Raw genomic sequence first — 17,084 nt, 5'->3', positions numbered from 1 at the left:
TCGACCGAGGCGATCCGGCGCCGGTTCACCCGCGACGCACGCAACGGTCGCCTGGAGAACTGAATCGATCGAGCCCCAGCCTGGCGTGAGTCCGATTACCGACCTTGTCCGCGAACTTTTTGAACGTGTACGTTCAAGCGAGCGGTCGCCGGGGTGGGTTACTGGCCGCAATTCCACGAAAGTCCCGTGTTCTAGGTCGAATTCGGTCTCCAGAGGGGGTCGGGGACATGATTGTCCTCGCGTCGGCTCGTGCGCGCGTCAAAATCTTGCTGGTGACCTTGGTCGTCGCGCTGCCGACGCTCGGGGCGGCGCCGCCGGGGTGGGTCACGGCGGCGGAACCGCGGGCCGGTGCCGAATCGACGGTGAAGGGACCCGAGCATCCCGAAGGCACGTCGTTCAACCCGAACCAGATCAAGGACATCAAGGCGGCCGACCCCGGCTCCGGGGTGAACCTGGTCGAGGCGCCCTCGGCGAACAACAGTGGTGACGCGCGGTTGTCGTACCCCTTGGAGGTGCCGAAGGGGCGCGCGGGTCTGGAGCCGAAGCTGGCCGTCACCTACAACTCCTCCGGGGCGAACGGGTGGCTCGGCGTCGGGTGGGACCTCGCCACGCCGATGGTCACGGTCGACACACGGTGGGGTGTGCCGCGCTACGACACCGGCCTCGAGACCGAGACCTATCTGCTCAACGGTGAGCAGCTGACCCCGGTGGCGCACCGGAGCGCGTTACAGGCGCGTACCGCGGAGAAGGTGTTCCACTCCCGGGTGGAGGGCCGGTTCGACCGGATCGTGCGCCACGGCGACAGCCCCGCGAACTACTGGTGGGAGGTCACCGACAAGCGGGGCGTCCGCACACTCTTCGGCGGTACGGCCGACAGCTCGCTGGCCGACGGCAAGGGGCGCGTCGCCACCTGGGCGGCGCGGGAGATCCGCGACGGCAACGACAACGTCCTGCGCTACCGGTACGCCAAGGTGGCCGACGGCGGCACGGCGGACTCCACGGTTCCGGGCAGCGACCTGTACCCGCAGAAGATCACCTACACCGGGCGCGGCGACACCGACGGCAGGTACTCGGTGACGTTCATCCGGGACCGTGAGCGCGGCGAGCCCCGCCGGGCGGACGTGCGGATCGACGCCAGGTACGGGTTCAAGAAGGTCACCGCCGACCTGCTGCGGCGCGTCGAGGTCAAGCTGGACGACCAGCTGATCCGCGCCTACGAGCTGAACTACCGGACCGGCGCGTTCGCCAAGACGCTGCTCACCTCCGTATCGCAGTTCAGCGAGAGCAACCAGCTGTTCAACACCCACACGTTCGACTACTTCGACGACGTCCGCGACCAGTCGGGGAACTACAACACATTCGCCGACGCGACGAGTTGGTCGGTGCCCGACGACGACCTCGGGGTCAACATCCGCGAAGGCGAGGCCAGCGCGATCTCGGCGAACACGTCGGCCGGCTTCGGCGCGCACCTGTTCGCGGGCTACAACGTGCAGGGGCTGCCGACCAAGGAGGGTTCCGTCGGGCTGAAGGTCGGTTTCAGCGCGGGCCAGTCCGACGGTCTGTCGTCGCTGGTCGACGTCAACGGCGACAACCTGCCGGACAAAGTGTTCCGCAAGAAGAACGACGTCTTCTACCGGCCCAATCTGGCCACACCGGGAGGTGCGCCGAAGTTCGGCGACACGCCGATCAAGCTCACCAACCTCCCCGGAATCTCGACCGAGCGCACGCTGTCCGGCACCATCGGCGTCGAGGCGTACGTCCTCACCACCTCGGCCCAGCTGGACTTCGTCGGCACCACGACCACCTCGGACCGCTTCTTCAGCGACGTCAACGGCGACGGCATCACCGACCTGGTCAACAACGGCGGCGTGCTGTTCGGCTACCTGGACGCCGAGGGGCAGCCCGCCTACAGCGCCGACTCGGCCCGTACGCCGGCGCCGATCGGGGGCGGCGCGGTGACCGGCGCGATCGTCGGCGACCAGACCGCGCAGTTCAACCAGCAGGTGGACAACTCGCCGCTCCTCGACACGGTGCGCCGCTGGGTCGCGCCTTTCGACGGCACCGTCCGCGTGGACGGCGGCGTGCAGCTGACCGAGGACCCCTCGGCGGCGCGGGCGGCCTACACCAAGGCCGACGGCGTGCGGGTCACCATCCAGCACAAGGACGCCGAACTCTGGGCGCAGCGGATCGGCCCCGACGACCACGCCCGGTTCACCCCGGGCAACGTGGCGTCGATCCCCGTGAAGAAGGGCGACGCGCTGTACTTCCGTACCCAGTCCATCCTGGACGGCGAGTACGACACCGTGGCGTGGGACCCGGCGATCACCTATACCGACCTGCCGGCCGGCACGGACGCGAACGGGCTGGCGAGCACCGTGTTCCGCGCGTCGACGGACTTCACCTTCGGCGGCAGGCCGTCCCTGGTGACCGTGCCGGTGAACGGCACGCTGCGGCTCACCGGTGACGTGGTCAAGTCCAAGGCGACCTCGGACGACGTGACCGTCGTGATCGAGAAGGGCAACGGCGTCCACCCCGGCACCGAGGTGTTCCGCAAGGTCCTGCCCGCCGCGTCGACCGGCACCACCGCGATCGACGTGAGCATCCCGGTCAGCATGTTCGAGAAGATGTCATGGAAGCTGAAGACCGACTCCCCGATCGACCCCTCGGCGGTGAGCTGGGCGCCGAAGGCGCACTACACGGCCGCGCAGGGGGTCGAGTCGGTCGTCGACGCCGCCGGGAATCCCACGCTGGTGATCACCCCGCCGTACGACATGACCATGTTCCCGGCGGACACCCTCACCGCGCCGCAGCAGACCTACAAGGCGACCAGGACCGGCCAGATGAAGGTGCGGCCGAAGATCTCCCTCAACTTCGGGCTCCTCGGTGACGCCAAGATCGCGTTCACGGTGAAGAAGCGCGGCGGGCAGCTGCTCGGCAAGCGGATCTTCCAGGCCAAGGACACCTACTTCGGTGGCGCGAACCTGGACCTGACCGTGCCGGTCACCGCCGGCGACGAGCTCTACATCGACTACTCCACGACGGAGACCGGGCTGCTCGGCCTGCTCGTCGAGCAGTCCGCGTCGGTCACCTACGACGTGACGTCCAGCTGGCCGACCTTCGCCCCGGCGCCCAGCGCCGTGCACGGTTCCGTCGGGCAGGGCGCCTTCGCCCAGCCCTACCGCGGCTGGGGTGTGATCGGCTACCAGGGCAACCGCGAGCGCGCCACCCAGCCGCTCAAGCAGGCCGAACTCACGCTGGACCAGAGCTTCAAGGACGCGCTCCCCAAGGAGCCCAAGGAGGCGGACGTCCCGGTGTTCGCCGCGAACCCCCGGCTCACCATGCCGCGGCTCGCGGTATTCGCCCCCGTTCCCGCCAAGGGCGGCTGGGCCGCCCAGGACGAGTCCTCCTGGATCACCGCCGCGATGGCGACGAGCTCCCGTCTCGGCGCGGACACCATCGACGTCGTCACCGACGCCGACGTGGCGGGCGACCGGGCGGTGATGCGCCGCGGTGTCACCGGCCAGGTGTCGGCCACCCTCGCGGCCGGCCCGTTCGGCGGCACCGTGGTCGGCGGGATCACCGCGGGCTCGGTCGACTACCTCGACCTCAACGGCGACGGCTACCCCGACGTCGTGGGCGCCAATGAGATCCAGTTCTCCGACATGAGCGGCGCGCTCGGCGCCACGCGCGGCACCCTCGGCGGCAACGTCCGCGAGGCGGACAACGTCTCCGGCAACGTGTCGCTCTCCGCGGGCAGCGAGACCGCCACCATCGCCAGCGCCCTGGGCATGGCCGCGCCCGACGCGAGCACCAGCGCCAACACCTCCTCCACCGGCGCTCTCCAGCCGTCGCTGGGCATCGGCGGCAGCCTCGGCGGCGGCGAGTCCGACGCCCGCGTCGACCTGATCGACGTCAACGGGGACGGGCTGCCCGACAAGGTGTTCGGCAACGGCGACGCCCAGCTGAACCTGGGCTACTCCTTCGCCGCCCGCGAGCCCTGGTCGGCCGGACCGGTCAACGACGCGTCCACCCGCAACGTCGGCGTCAACCTCGGGTTCAACGTCGACCGTTACGGCTTCGCGGGCGGCCTCTCCGCCGAGCTGGGAACCTCGTTCACGAACGCGAGCATGCTGGACGTCAACGGCGACGGCCTCACCGACCGGGTGTTCACGGACGGGGCCAACGCGATCAAGGTCGCGGTCAACACCGGCACCGGCTTCACCGCGCCCGCCCCTTTCCGCGGCAGCTTCCCCGAGATCGCCGTCGACAAGAACGCCAGTCTCGGCGCGGGCGTCTACTTCACCGTCGGCCTGCCCACTCCCGTCGGCGTCTTCGTCTTCAACCCCGGAGCCAGCGCCTCCACCGGCATCAGCCGGGCCGAGACCAGCCTGCGCGACGTCAACGGCGACGGCCTCGCCGACCACGTCAGGTCGACCCGCGACAACGAGATGCTGGTCGCCGCCAACAAGACCGGGCGCACCAACCTCCTGCGCTCGGTGTCGCGCCCGATGGGCGCGCGGATCGACCTGGACTACACCCGTACCGGCAACACCCAGGCCATGCCCGAAAGCCGCTGGGTCCTGTCCCGTACCTCCGTGTTCGACGGCCGGACCGGCGACGGGGCCGACGAGCAGCTCACGACCTACCGGTACGAGAACGGCACGTACGACCGGCTGGAGCGCGAGTTCCGCGGCTTCGGCAAGGTCGTCTCGGAGGTCCGCGATCCCGGTGCGGACCAGGCCCTCTACCGGTCGGTGACCGACGAGTACAGGACCGACAGCCCGTACACCAGGGGCCTGCTCGCCCGCACTCTCACCACCGACGGCGCGGGCCGCCCGTTCACCGAGACCGTCAGGACCTACCGGCTCCACGACACCGCCACGGGCACGGCGGCCGATCCGACGAGCACCACCGCGTCGGTGTTCCCGCAGCCGATCCGGGTGGACAAGAAGTTCCACGAGGGCGCGCGGGAACCCGCGAAGACCACGCACACCGTGCTGACCTACGACGACCACGGCAACCTGACGGGCTCCTTCGACGCCGGGGACGACGGCGTCGAGGACGACGTCCAGACCGACTTCGCGTACACCACGTCGGACCCGGCGTGCCGGGACCGCCACCTGGTCGGCCTGGCCGAATCCGTGTCCCAGCGCGCGACCGCGACGGACACCACGCTGCGGTACCGCGAGGCCACGGTGGACTGCGCGACCGGGGCGCTGCGGCAGATCCGGGAGTACGCGACGCCCACCGACATCGCGGTCACGGACCTGGAGTACCACCCGGACGGGAACCTGCGGTCGGTGACGCGGCCGGCGAACGAGTCCGGTCAGCGCTACCGGCTGGAGTACGGCTACGACACCGTCGTCGGCGTGCACATCGAGTCCGTCGTGGACAGCTTCGGATACCGGTCGGCCACGACGCACAACCTGAAGTACGGCCTGCCGGAGCGGAGCACCGACCAGAACGACCAGCCCCTGACGATGTCGTACGACAGCGTCGGCCGGCTGGACACGGTGACCGGCCCGTACGAGGCGGGCGGCGACCGCGTCACGGTCGACCTCGACCACCACCCCGAGGCGGCGGTCCCGTACGCCACGACGAAGCACCTGGACCGGGACGCGGGCGGCGCGCGGGCGGACACCATCGACACCGTCACGTTCAGCGATGGCCTGAAGCGGGTGCTGCAGACCAAGAAGGACGCGTCGGTCGCCGCGTCGCCGGGGTCGGTGCCACAGCCGGTGATGACGGTGTCCGGGCGGCTGACGTTCGACTTCCTCGGCCGCACGACGGAGAAGTACCACCCGGTGACCGAACCCAAGGGCGCGGCGAACACGACGTTCAACGCCGCGTTCGACACGGTGGCCCCGACGAAGGAGTCGTTCGACGTCCTGGACCGGTCGGTCAGGATCCTGCGGCCCGACGGGACCAGCACGGCCAACGCGTACGGAGTCGGGCCCGACCGAGCGGGTGTGACGCGGTTCGAGAACACGGCGACCGACGCCAACGGCAAGCAGCGCCGCGTCTACACCGGCGTCCGCGACACGACCGCGGCGGTGAAGGAGTTCAGCGGTTCGACGGCCGTCTGGACCAGCTACGCGTACGACCCGCTCGACCGGATCACGGCGATCACCGACGACAAGAACAACGTCACCCGCGCCGAATACGACGGCCTCGGGCGGCGCACGGTGTACGACAGCCCGGACGCGGGCCGGACCGAGACGCGCTACGACCTCGCCGGCAACATCACGGCGAAGACCACCGCGAACCTGCGGACCACGGACCAGACCATCGAGTACGACTACGACTACTCCCGGCTGAAGGCAGTCCGGTACCCGAGGTTCCCGGCCAACGACGTCACCTACTCCTACGGCGCCCCGGGCGCGGCGGACAACGCCGCGTCGCGGATCACCGAGGTCCGGGACGCGGCCGGAACGACCACCCGCGGCTACGGGCCGCTGGGCGAGCTGACCAGGGAGACGCGCGTGATCAGCGCCGTCGCCGGCTCACCCCGCACCTACACGACCGCGTGGCGCTACGACAGTTTCAACCGCGTGCTCCAGCTGACCTACCCCGACGGCGAGGTGCTCACCTACGCCTACGACTCCGGTGGCCAGGTCACGCGGGCGACCGGGGCCAAGGGCGGCACCGACTACACGTACCTGGAACGGCTGGACTACGACAAGTTCGGCCAGAAGACCCTCCAGGAGACCGGCAACGGGGTGCGCACGACGTACACCTACGACGCCGAGGACCGCAGGCTGGCGACGCTGAAGTCCGCCACGCCCGCCACGCCCGCCGCGTCGACGTTCCAGGACGTGGGCTACACCTACGACGCCGCGGGCAACGTCACGGCGTTGGCGAACTCCGCGCCGCGGAACGCGGTGATCGGCGGTCCGAGCTCCCAGACGTACGGCTATGACGACCTGAACCGGCTGACGTCGGCGTCCGGGCAGTACACGGACAAGAACAACCAGGTCAACACGTACAGCCTGACCCTGGGCTACGACTCCGTGCACAACATCACGGGCAAGTCCCAGCGCCACGAGATCACCGGCGGCGTCCCCGCCTTCCCGGTCGGCACCGGGTCCCCCGGGCCGATCGAGCCGGTCGACGACCCGTCGAACCCGGCCGAGGTGCAGGACAGGACCACGTACGACTACACCTACGCCTACGGCGGTGACAAGCCGCACGCGCCGAGCCGGGTCGGCCCGGTCGCGAACGCCTACGACGCCAACGGCAACCTCACCGCCACGGTGAACACCGCCGCGGCGGGCAAGCGCCGCCAGTACGTGTGGGACGAGGAGAACCGCCTCGCCTGCAACCAGGACACCACGGCCTCGACGGTCGAGCAGAGCCCGGCGGGCTGCGCGGACGCCACCGTGTCCTATGTGTACGACGCGGCGGGCGAGCGGGTGGCCAAGAAGGGCGAAAGCCTCTCGCTGTACCCCAACCGGAACTACAGCGAACGGGACGGCACCGGCTACAAGCACGTCTTCATCGGCGAGAGCCGCCTGACGACCAAGACCGTGGCGGACGGAGTCGAGAACGCCCGGTCGTTCTTCCACACCGACCACCTCGGCTCGTCCGGGTACGTCACGGACGGCACGGGGGCGGTGACCGAACACCTGGAGTACTTCGCGTCCGGGGAGACCTGGGTGGAGGAACGGGCCGGGCAGGCGGACACGCCGTACCAGTACACGGGCAAGGAACTCGACAGCGAGACGGGCCTCAGCTACCACGGCGCCCGCTACTACAACCCGCGAACCCAGCTGTGGGCGAGCGCCGACCCGGCCCTGCCGGAGTACCTCGACACCAAGCTCGCGGGCGGGATCACCGAACCCCGCAACCTCGCCGCGTACACGTACGCGCACAACAATCCCGTCAAGCTGGTCGACCCCAGCGGGCGGGCACCCGAGGCGGCCTACGACGCGATCACGGCCTACATGGCCGGAGAGATGACGGACAACTCCCGCTCAGGCCCGGTACAGAAGATGCACGACCTCAACACGGGCAAGTGGACGAGGTGGTTCAAGCCGAACACGTACGCCGACAAGAAGAAGGCGCTGACGATGTGGAAGGACCTCGTCAAGACCGGCGGCCCGTGGGACCACAAGGGCAAGATCCAGGAGATGACCGACGGCCAGGTGTGGGGTACGTCCGACATCCGCGACACCGGCGGCCGGATCCGGGACGACTTCTGGTCCAACGTCCACTACGGCTACGTGGGCGCGGCGGCCGGCTTCAGCTCCGTGGAGCTGCAAGGGGGTGCGGGCGTCGTCGACCTGATAGAGAATCAGGAACTCAACAAGGGAGACATCGCCGCGATCTCGTTCGGTATCCGCCTGTACGAGAGATACGGGGAGAAGGGCCTGACTGCCCAGGCCCTCCACGCGGAGATCAAGGCCCAGTACGACACGCTGAAGAAAGCCGGACTGATCGAGGACCGGCCGAGATAGCGGACGCCGCCACACCGGGACCCCCGACCCGCCGCCTGTCCTTTGGCGGGGGATCGGGGGTCCGCTGGGGTCCGCTGGTCTCGGGAGGGAGCATGCCGAGTCACGTCGGGTGCACCGCCCGTCAAGGAGACGGTGGGACGTAGCTCATCTGGAAGGTGTGCAGGGACGCCTGGCCGGACAGTGCGGTTGCTGTGGGGCTCGTCTTTTTGGCCGTCGCCAGGATGAAGTAGCGGTACTTCTCGGTGTCCACCCCGGCCCGGTCGTCGGGCGCCGCGTCGTCGAACGACGTGAACGGTGTCGCGCCCGGTGCCTGGGCGGGCACCGTCACCTCGGCGATGAGTTTGTCGTCGCCGGCGGCTCCCTGGTCCGCGATCGGCGCGCGAAGCAGACACACCCGGCTGCACTACAACGTCAACCGCTCTTACGCCCCCGACCTCGGCCGCGGCCTCGCCGGCTGAAAAGCCGACCCCACCCGCCCTCGGACAGATCTGGCGCTGCGGGACGGCGGACAGCTGGGTGGCCTAAAATCCTGTGTCTTTTCCGCTTCGGCCTCGGTGCAGTCGACATGAAGAAGATCATCACCATCGCCGCGACCGCGCTTGCCGCGGCCGCCATGTCCGCCCCTGCCCACGCCGACAACGACTCCAACTTCGGCGGCGGCGTCAACGCCGCCAACGCCTGGAACTTCACCGCCGCCGCCGTGTGCCTCCAGGAGGTGGCCGTCGTTCCCGTCCTGGGCGACTGGGTCGGCGACCACGTCAACAACTGCTCCAACGGCAACGTCATCGACCACAGCGGCCGATAACCCCGCCCAGTCGACAACCATCCCCGCCGCGGGGCCGGATCCGTAAATGGACAGGGCCCCGCGGCGGTCTCGCCAACGGGGCGCTTGGGTGCCCTCCCGCTCCCGAGAGCGGTTTACAGATGGGCTACTTGACCAGCGCGTGGACCCCGACCTCGTCGTGCTCCGCCGGCGCGAGGGTGATGCCCGCGATCTGCCGACCAGTGAGCCGTCCGCCGTCGAAGACGAAGCCCGCGGTCGCCAGGGGCCACGGCGCGCCGGGCAGGCCGAACACGGCGGCCAGTAACCGTGGTGGCCCGGCACCACAAGGCCGGTCTCTTCCTAGGTCTCGCGTACGGCCGTCTCCCACGGCCGCTCGCCCGCCTCCGCCGTACCGCCGGGCCACTGCCAGGGATGCTCGGCGCTGTAGACGGCGTGGAGGTGAAGCGGGCGGTCGTCCGCGTCGGTGAAGAACACGCTGCCGAAGACGGTCGCTTTCGGCAGCGACGCCGCGTACTCCTCGGGCGGGAGCCACGTCCCGGTCATTCCTCGCCCCCTTCCCGGGCCTGCGGGCACCTCGCCACCCGCATCAGCGCCGGATTGCCGGTGATGCCGAACTCCTCGTACAGTGGCGCGTCGACGACGTAGGCGCGGGCGTCGCCCCCGGCCTGGAGCCGCAAGGCGAGGTGATCGCGCCAGATGACGAGCCACGGTTCGTCGAGCGGCCCCGAGAGGACGAAGTCCGAGCGCAGCCGGCCGTGGAGCGGATACTGCCTCGAGCGGCATGCCTGTGCTGTTGTGTGTCATCGCGAGGGACCTCCGTCGGGAGCTGTCGGGGCAGGCAGGATGACGCCGGTGGGACGGCGGCGGGCGAGGGTTCGGCGTCCGCGTTCGACGAGTTCCGGGTCGCCGTTCACGGTCCCGAAGGCGATCCCGGACACCGCGTCCAGGACCGCCCTCGCGACCAGGTGCGCCTCCTCGGCCTCCGTGAGGGGACGGCCGTAGCCGTCGAGGAACGCAGCGAAGAGGTCCTTCCGGCCGTCGAAGTTGTCGAGTATCCGAACGAAGTCCCTTACAGCGCCCTGCAGTTCGCTGCGCTCGAAGTCGATGACCCGGAGGGTGCCGTCGTCGGCGAGGAGGAGATTGCGGAGCTGGAAGTCGCCGTGGGTCACCACCGAGTCCATCGGCGGCAGCAGCAAGGCGTGTTCCGCGACTTGCCGGACGTACTCCTCATCCCCGGGCGCGAGATGAGGCCGGGCGGCCTCCAGGTGACGTTCGAGCTTGGCGTACGGGTCGACGGGCGGAGCCTTGGGGTCGGGCGGGGGCGGGGGCCGGCGTGGATGCGCGCGCCGAGTTCTCCGATCGCCCGGAACACGCGGAGCTCCTCGCCCGGTGACAGCACCGCCCCGTGCAGCGACCGGCCCTCGACCGCGGTCAGTACGACCGTCCGCAGCTGGGCGTCCGCGGCCACCAGGCGGGGCCCGGTGCCCTCAAGCCGCGGCACCCAGCTGCGCAGGGCCGTGGTCTCCCGGGCATGGAACCTGTCGTTCTGGTGGACCTTCACGAACCACACACCGCCCGCGGCACCCCGCACACGCCACACGCGACTGTTCGCCCGCGCCCAGGACACGTCGGTCCACTCGGCGATCCGGCCGACGGCCCGCTCGGCGAACCCCTCCACCTCCGGCCCGGGCAGCGGCCCGCCGGGACCCGCGGCGTGGACGAGGCGGAGCCTGTCTGCCTTCGGGTCGTACGCGATGGGATCGCCGGGCTCCTGGAAGTGGACCGCCATGCGGGCCCCGGCCCGATACGCGTCGAGCCCGGCCCGACAGTACGCGACCATCGGCTCCGGCAGCGCGTCGAACGGGAACCACCCCATCGCGTCGCACACCTCGGGCTCCATGATCTGCGGAGTGCCGTTCCACCGTCGTACCTCGAAGAAGAACCCGACGCGCGCGCCGCCGCCGGGGGAGCGGTGGTGCACGGTGACCGCCGCGCGTACGTCGTTCGGGTCGACGAGGACGCCGGTCTCCTCGCGGGTCTCCCGGGCGAGGGCGACGACGACGTTCTCGTCCGGGTCCAGGTGGCCGGACGGAGCGTGCCACAGGCCGGCCGCGTAGACCGCGCCTGCTCTGCGGGAGAGCAGCACCTCAGGTCCGTTCTTCCCTTCGCGGACGGCGATGAGATGCACGTCCACCGGCTCGGTGTGCCGCCTGGCGCCGCTCACGCGCGCCTCCCGAGCGAGGCGAGGGTGGAGCCGATGAACCCGGCAACGTCGGTGGTCAAGGCCTTCATGGCAATCTCCTGAGTTCGGTACCGGCCGGTCCGGGCCAGTCGGTACCGGCATCGTGTGGCGGGACTACGACGGCTGTGGGGGAACGGTGGCAAGCGGAGGCAGAGCCCAGGAGAGGGCCTTCGGTCCGGTGCCGGAGGTGACGTGCTGCGGGCCTGCACCGTCGGGGATGTCGACCAGGTACGTGTCCGGGCGGCCGGCTTGGTCCCAGCGGGCGTACACGGCCTCGAGTTCGGCCCAGACATCGCGCGACCTGTATACGCGTACGGTGCCGTCGCCCGGGCCGGCAACCGCCCACGAGTCGTCCTCGGGGGCGACGATGGTCATCGTCTCGGCCTGGAAGTCGCGCACGAGACCCGGCGCCAGGTAGGCGGCGGCGATCCAGAAGCCGTACGCGTCGTCCGCCGGCGGGGCCAGCGGGGTCAGCCGCGCCATGCCAGGGGTGGCCCTGATCCGGGCGCGGTGGTCAAGGGCGGTGAGCCAGCGGTAGCCGAGCAGCGGCCTGTACCCGCGCGGTCTCCCCTTCAGGACCGCCTCGATCCGGCCCGCCGGGGTGCGGGTGATGAGGAGTTGCCCGGGCCAGCTCGGGGTGCGGGTCGCCAGAGTCGTCAGCAGCATGCCTCCCGGGGCGAGCTGTTCCGGCCAGGCGGGTGGGACGCTGGGCACGCCGATGCCGGAGTGGATCCGGTCGTACGGCGCGCCGGCCGGGTGTCCGTCGAGGGCGTCGCCTTCGACGACCACCGCGCCCAGGCCGAGTGTGTCCAGGTTCCGTCGGGCGAACGCGGCCATGTGCGGATCGCGCTCCACACCCGCGGCGAGACCGGGGCCGGTGACGGCGGCGGCGAGCGCGAGGGAGACACCTGGACCGGTCCCGAGGTCGAGAAACCGCAGCCCCGGGGCGAGTCGCAGGCCCTGCAGGGCTTCGAGGGTGGCCGGGGTGAAGGTGGACATGGACGTCATGTGGCCGCCCGTCACCGGCCCCCGACCGAGGGCGTCGAGGGGTTCGCCGTCACGCTGGAGCAGGATCGACTCGTCGCTGTGGATCAGGTCGAGCCACTCCGCCTGGTCGTCGGGGTGGGAGCCGTCGAGCAGGCGCCAGTCGATCGGGTCCGCATCCGGACCGCTGACCCGGATGTAGGCGTGCGGGAGGAGCACCTCGCGGCGTACCTGAAGCAACGCATCCCGCAGCCGTGGGTCGGCTAGGACGCCTTCGGACTCGAGACGCTCGACCATGGCGGCACGGCGTCCGCTCGTAGCGGTGTGGAGTTCAGTGGACACGAGGTTCCTCCTTCGTGGGCGACGGATTGGTCGAGGTCGGTGCCGACCATGATCTGCTTCTTCGAGCACCGTTCGCCGGCTGCCCCTGCGGGCAGGGCGAGGACGAATGCGGGCGCCGTCGAGGCGGCTGCCGGCCAGGACACCTGCCCCGGTGTGGCGTCCAGTTCCAGCACGGCGACCACGGGCAGCGCCACGCCGTGGAGCGAGGAGCCCGCGAGGGCCGCGGCCTCACCGGCCCAGTACGCCCGGAAGCTCGCGTTGCCGCGCCACGATGCCGCGCCCGCCGCACCGGCGTCGAGCGCGGTGTTCGCCGGAGCCGTCACAGCTCGCACCCCGGCTCAGTCGGAGGGGTGCCGATACTGGCGAAGTCGGTCAACGCGACCAGCCCATCTCCGTGTAGGGGCGTCCGGCCTGGATGCCTTCGATTGCCGCGCGGGTGTAGGGGACGGTCGGCTCGGGCAGGTCCTTGGGGCTCCACCACTGCCAGCCGACGCATTTGTCAGGCTCGCGCAGCTCGGGGGTGCCCTCCCAGTGGCGGGCGCGGAAGAAGAGTCCGATACGCGGCTGGTCCCCTGGCCGGTCCACCAGGTGGACGGTGTGGACGAGCTCGAGGTCGGCCGGGTCGATCACGAGTCCGGCCTCCTCGTACGCCTCCCGGACGAGGCACGCGGTCGCCGACTCCGCCTCGCAGTGGCCGGCGAGGACGTGCCAGGTGTTCCCGGCGTACGCGGAGTCGGGGTGGCGGCGGCCCAGTAGTACGTGGCCGTCGCGCTCCAGATACAGGTGCACACCGACGATGTGCGGCACGCTCCCGGGCGGGGCCGCTGAGCGCGTGGGCACGGTCGCCGGGTCGGCGGCCCCGGCCGGGTGGTCGGCCGCGTGCTTTCGGAGCAGTTCCCGGGTCGAGGGCAGCATCGTCATGTGGGGGAACTTCTCGGGGTGGACCCAGGCGAGCATCACCCCCTCGGTCAGCGGCAGCGCGCCCGGGTCGCCGTTCCACCGTCCGACGAAGAGCTGGATGGGCACCGCGGTGCCGTCGGTTCCGATGACGTTCTCGACCGCGAGCGGATCCAGGTCCGGGATGACGAGACCGGCTTCCTCCCCCAGCTCGCGGCGCATCGTGTCCAGGAGCGAGGCGTCCTGCGGTTCACGGCCGCCGCCGAGCAGCGACCATGATCCCGGTTGCCAGATCCAGGGCTTGTTCGCGTCCCGCAGATGCAGCAGATAGCGGCCGTCGCCGTCGTGGATCACCGCGGAGGCGTTCACCGGCTCGACCACGCCGTCCAGCCCTGACCCCGCCAACTTGGCGCGCAGAGTCGGGGAGGACACCTCGCCGAACGGCAACCAGGCGGCGCCGGACACCTCCTCGGCCCGCAGCTCGATCTCCGGGGCGCCGTCGGCGAGGTGGAAGACGAAGCGGACGTCGTAGTGCTGGTGCGCGGGCTCGCCCTTGGCAGGGTCGGCGTCGATGTCGTGGACGTCGATGTCGATCGGCCCGTCCCTGAACACATGGGTGAGGCTGAGAGCGCCAGGAGGGATTCCGGCCTCCTCGCGCACCTCGCGCAGCGCGGCGGCGAGCAGCGTCTCGTCGTCGGCCTCGACGTGCCCGCCGGGAGCGAGGTGCAGCCCGGTGCCCCTGTGAAGAACGTGCAGGACATGGAGATTCGAGTCGATGACGACCGCACTGCACGTGATGTGCCCCGGCAGGTATGAGCGGCTGGTCGGATCACCACCGGTTTCGAGGGCGGTGAGCAGGTCGGTCAGTCCGTGACGTTCGCCGGGGTGGCGCCCCAGGTAGGCGTCGACCACGGCACGGATGTGCGAGGCGGAGGGGGACACGTCAGGACCTCACGGTGATCGGGGAGAGGATGCGGGGAAGGCCGCGGGGCGACGGAGCGGCCGGACCGGCGGCTGACCGCGCGTCCGGTCCGTGGCGGTGCGATGCTGTCGGAAGAGCGCCGGCGGAGATGGTCACGGCGTACCTCCTCCGCCTCACCGAGTCGGCGACGATGCCGGACTCGGAGGCGGGCAGGAGCGTCACCGTGGCGAGCCGGGTCGGGGGCGTGCTCGTCGTCACGAAGCGGCCCCTTCCTCGGCGGTGGTGCGGGCCTGGTAGCCGCCCGCCTGGAGGGTGAACATCTGCGTGTAGAGGCCGCCGAGGGCCATGAGGTCGTCGTGCGACCCCGACTCCACGATCCGGCCCGCGTCGAACACGTAGATGCGGTCGCAGTCGACGACGCTGGCGAGCCGGTGGGAGATGAGGACGGTGATCTGGTCCTCGCGCAGCCGGCCGCGCAGTACCGCTTCGTAGACGGCGTGCTCGGACGGGGGGTCCATGCTGGCGGTCGGTTCGTCCAGGAGGAGCAGGGGGGCGTTCTTGTACAGGCCGCGTGTCACGGCGACCTTGGCCCACTGCCCGCCGGAGAGCTCCTGGCCGCCACGGAACCGCTTGGACAGCAGGGCTTCCCACTGTCCGGGGAGGGCGGCGAGGACCTGATCGGCGCCGGAGGCCCGTGCGGCGGCCAGGGCCCGTTCGGGGTCGGCCTCCGTCAGGCTGCCGGTGGACACGGTCACGTTGGACAGGGCGCTGAAGGGGAAGCGGACGGGGTCCTGGAGCACGCAGGCGACCTGCCGTTGCAGGGACTGGGCGTCCATGGTCCGTACGTCGACGCCGTCCCAGCACATCCGCCCGCGCTGCACGTCGTGCAGCCCGGCCAGGACCTTGGCGCAGGTGCTCTTGCCTCCGCCGTTGAGACCGACGAACGCGACGGTCTCGCCCGCGGTGAGCGTCATGGACACCCCGTCGAGCGCGGGGGTGTCCTTCCCCGCGTAGGTGAAGGACACGTCCTCCAGGGTGATCGTCTTCACCTGCTCCGGGGCGTGCAGTCCGGTGGCCCGCTGCTGGAGGCCGCGGCAGCGCTGCTGTACGGCGAGGAGGTCGTCGACCCACATCGCGTGTTCGTACACGAGGTGCGCGATTTCGACGAGCCGGGTCAGGGATGTCTGCCCGGCCTGGATGGCGAGGACGGCGCCCGCACCGGCGGCCAGGGGCAGCCAGCCGGCGATCAGCATCGCGCCGAGCGCGCAGTACGTGACGCCGGTGCCGACCCCGCCGACCCCGCGGCCGGCCAGGTTCAGCAGGGCGGCCTGTACCCCCAGGCGCGTGTCCTCCGCGGCGATCCGCGTGATCAGACGGCGGTGTTCGTCCAGGAGCGCGCCCTGCGCCGTGTCGGAACGGAGCTCGGCGGCGGCGTCCTGGTCGAGGAGCAGCCAGGAGAAGACCCGGACCCGGCGCTGGAGGGCGTTCCACCGCTTGAAACTGTGGAAGCGGGCCCGGGCGCTGCGTACGGCCGCCATCCCGACAGGCAGCACGGACAGCAGGAGCAGGGGCAGCAAGGCGGGGTGGAGGATGCCGAGCACCCCGATGGTCCCGGCGAGACCGAGGACGGCGGAGGCGAGGGACACGACCTGGCCGACGATCTGCCGGGCGTAGAACAGCCCCCGGTCGTTGGCGCGGTAGACCTCGTCGTGCCAGTCCGCGTCCTCCACCGCCTCAAGCCGCACGTGGGCGGTCAGTTGGAAGAACTCGCTCTCGAGGGCGGTACGGATCTTGGGTGTCACCCGGGCCTGCGCCACGGCGACCGCCGCCTCCAGCAGGGCCCGCGCGGCGATGAATCCGACGACGAGCAGGATCTGCGGGACGGCGGCGCGCACCCGGTCGGGGGTGGGGCCCTGGGCGAACAGCTCGTGCAGCACCGCGACCGAGGCGATCAGCCCGAGCGCGCTCATGGCCGCGGAACCCAGCTGGCACGCGACGACGGCGACGGTCGCCGGGCGGTCGGCCCGCCACGCGAGCTGCCCGATCCGTCCCGTGATCCGCGGCAGTCGTACCAGGACCTGCCGTACGGTCGCACGCGCGGCGGCACCGTCGTGAACGGACCAGTACGCCTCCTCCATCTCCTCGGTCATGTCCCCGTCCTCGGAACCGACGGGAAGGGTCCGGGGCGGCGCGGTGAGCGGGGCGGCCCGGGGTCCGGGGACCGTGTTTCCGAGGGTCTTCTCCTCGCTGTACTCGCTCACGCCGCCCACCTCGCGCCGGAGACGGCAGCGGAGGCGGCGGAGGCGGCGGCGGGGAACGCCGGACGCGGGGAGATACCGCGCGTGGGCGTACAGGACTCCTGTCGTTCGAATCCGGAGGCGTACTCGGTGGTCAGCGGCACGGGATGCATGGAGGCCTCCGGATGGGCTCGATGGGTACGTGTGTGCTCGTAAAACG

The 17,084-nt window shown here is 70.7% G+C and carries 13 protein-coding genes; 2 read left to right on the top strand and 11 right to left on the bottom strand.

The window, feature by feature from the left end:
* Positions 1-272: 272 nt before the first annotated feature.
* Positions 273-8,456, top strand: coding sequence for a SpvB/TcaC N-terminal domain-containing protein (locus ACIRB7_RS13895; RefSeq protein ID WP_403597028.1), 8,184 nt, complete (start codon positions 273-275; stop codon positions 8,454-8,456).
* A 121-nt stretch (positions 8,457-8,577) separates the two neighbouring features.
* Here the strand turns inward: ACIRB7_RS13895 and ACIRB7_RS13890 are convergent, their stop codons facing one another.
* Entirely contained in the window at positions 8,578-8,850 is a 273-nt protein-coding gene (locus ACIRB7_RS13890; RefSeq protein WP_403597025.1) for a hypothetical protein, read from the bottom strand.
* A 171-nt stretch (positions 8,851-9,021) separates the two neighbouring features.
* Between ACIRB7_RS13890 and ACIRB7_RS13885 the strand changes: the two genes are divergently transcribed.
* On the top strand, positions 9,022-9,261 hold the full coding sequence (locus ACIRB7_RS13885) for a hypothetical protein (RefSeq protein ID WP_403597023.1): 240 nt from the start codon (positions 9,022-9,024) through the stop codon (positions 9,259-9,261).
* A gap of 124 nt (positions 9,262-9,385) precedes the next feature.
* Here the strand turns inward: ACIRB7_RS13885 and ACIRB7_RS13880 are convergent, their stop codons facing one another.
* From ACIRB7_RS13880 to ACIRB7_RS13835, 10 genes are all read right to left on the bottom strand, one after another.
* The gene (locus tag ACIRB7_RS13880) at positions 9,386-9,532 is read right to left on the bottom strand and encodes a hypothetical protein (RefSeq protein WP_403597020.1); all 147 of its coding nucleotides are present in this window, start codon (positions 9,530-9,532) and stop codon (positions 9,386-9,388) included.
* 47 nt (positions 9,533-9,579) lie between these two features.
* Positions 9,580-9,783, bottom strand: a complete 204-nt coding sequence (locus ACIRB7_RS13875; RefSeq protein WP_403597018.1) for an NUDIX domain-containing protein — start codon at positions 9,781-9,783, stop codon at positions 9,580-9,582.
* Positions 9,780-9,917, bottom strand: a complete 138-nt coding sequence (locus ACIRB7_RS13870; RefSeq protein ID WP_403597015.1) for a hypothetical protein — start codon at positions 9,915-9,917, stop codon at positions 9,780-9,782. The genes ACIRB7_RS13875 and ACIRB7_RS13870 overlap by 4 nt, the downstream gene beginning before the upstream one ends.
* Positions 9,918-10,040: 123 nt before the next feature.
* Positions 10,041-10,505: a phosphotransferase family protein gene (locus tag ACIRB7_RS13865; RefSeq protein WP_403597692.1), complete on the bottom strand. Its 465-nt coding sequence runs from the start codon at positions 10,503-10,505 to the stop codon at positions 10,041-10,043.
* Complete coding sequence (locus ACIRB7_RS13860; RefSeq protein ID WP_403597012.1) at positions 10,406-11,464, bottom strand: NUDIX domain-containing protein; 1,059 nt, start codon at positions 11,462-11,464, stop codon at positions 10,406-10,408. Before ACIRB7_RS13860 ends, ACIRB7_RS13865 begins: the two co-directional genes overlap by 100 nt.
* Positions 11,465-11,596: 132 nt before the next feature.
* The gene (locus ACIRB7_RS13855) at positions 11,597-12,808 is read right to left on the bottom strand and encodes a methyltransferase (protein WP_403597011.1); all 1,212 of its coding nucleotides are present in this window, start codon (positions 12,806-12,808) and stop codon (positions 11,597-11,599) included.
* Positions 12,730-13,131 carry a hypothetical protein gene (locus ACIRB7_RS13850; protein ID WP_403597008.1) on the bottom strand — a complete coding sequence of 134 codons (402 nt, stop codon included), beginning with the start codon at positions 13,129-13,131 and terminating at the stop codon, positions 12,730-12,732. The genes ACIRB7_RS13855 and ACIRB7_RS13850 overlap by 79 nt, the downstream gene beginning before the upstream one ends.
* A gap of 49 nt (positions 13,132-13,180) precedes the next feature.
* Positions 13,181-14,647 (bottom strand): NUDIX domain-containing protein, encoded by a 1,467-nt coding sequence (locus ACIRB7_RS13845; RefSeq protein WP_403597006.1) that lies wholly within the window; start codon positions 14,645-14,647, stop codon positions 13,181-13,183.
* 234 nt (positions 14,648-14,881) lie between these two features.
* The gene (locus tag ACIRB7_RS13840; RefSeq protein ID WP_403597003.1) at positions 14,882-16,888 is read right to left on the bottom strand and encodes an ATP-binding cassette domain-containing protein; all 2,007 of its coding nucleotides are present in this window, start codon (positions 16,886-16,888) and stop codon (positions 14,882-14,884) included.
* A complete protein-coding gene (locus ACIRB7_RS13835) occupies positions 16,885-17,037 on the bottom strand; it encodes a hypothetical protein (RefSeq protein WP_403597000.1) in 153 nt (50 codons plus the stop codon). Before ACIRB7_RS13835 ends, ACIRB7_RS13840 begins: the two co-directional genes overlap by 4 nt.
* Between the last annotated feature and the right edge of the window lie 47 nt (positions 17,038-17,084).

It is taken from the genome of Streptomyces sp. NPDC093795 (assembly GCF_044764665.1).
Lineage (GTDB): Bacteria > Actinomycetota > Actinomycetes > Streptomycetales > Streptomycetaceae > Streptomyces.
This window is presented reverse-complemented; position numbering and strand designations above follow the sequence as displayed.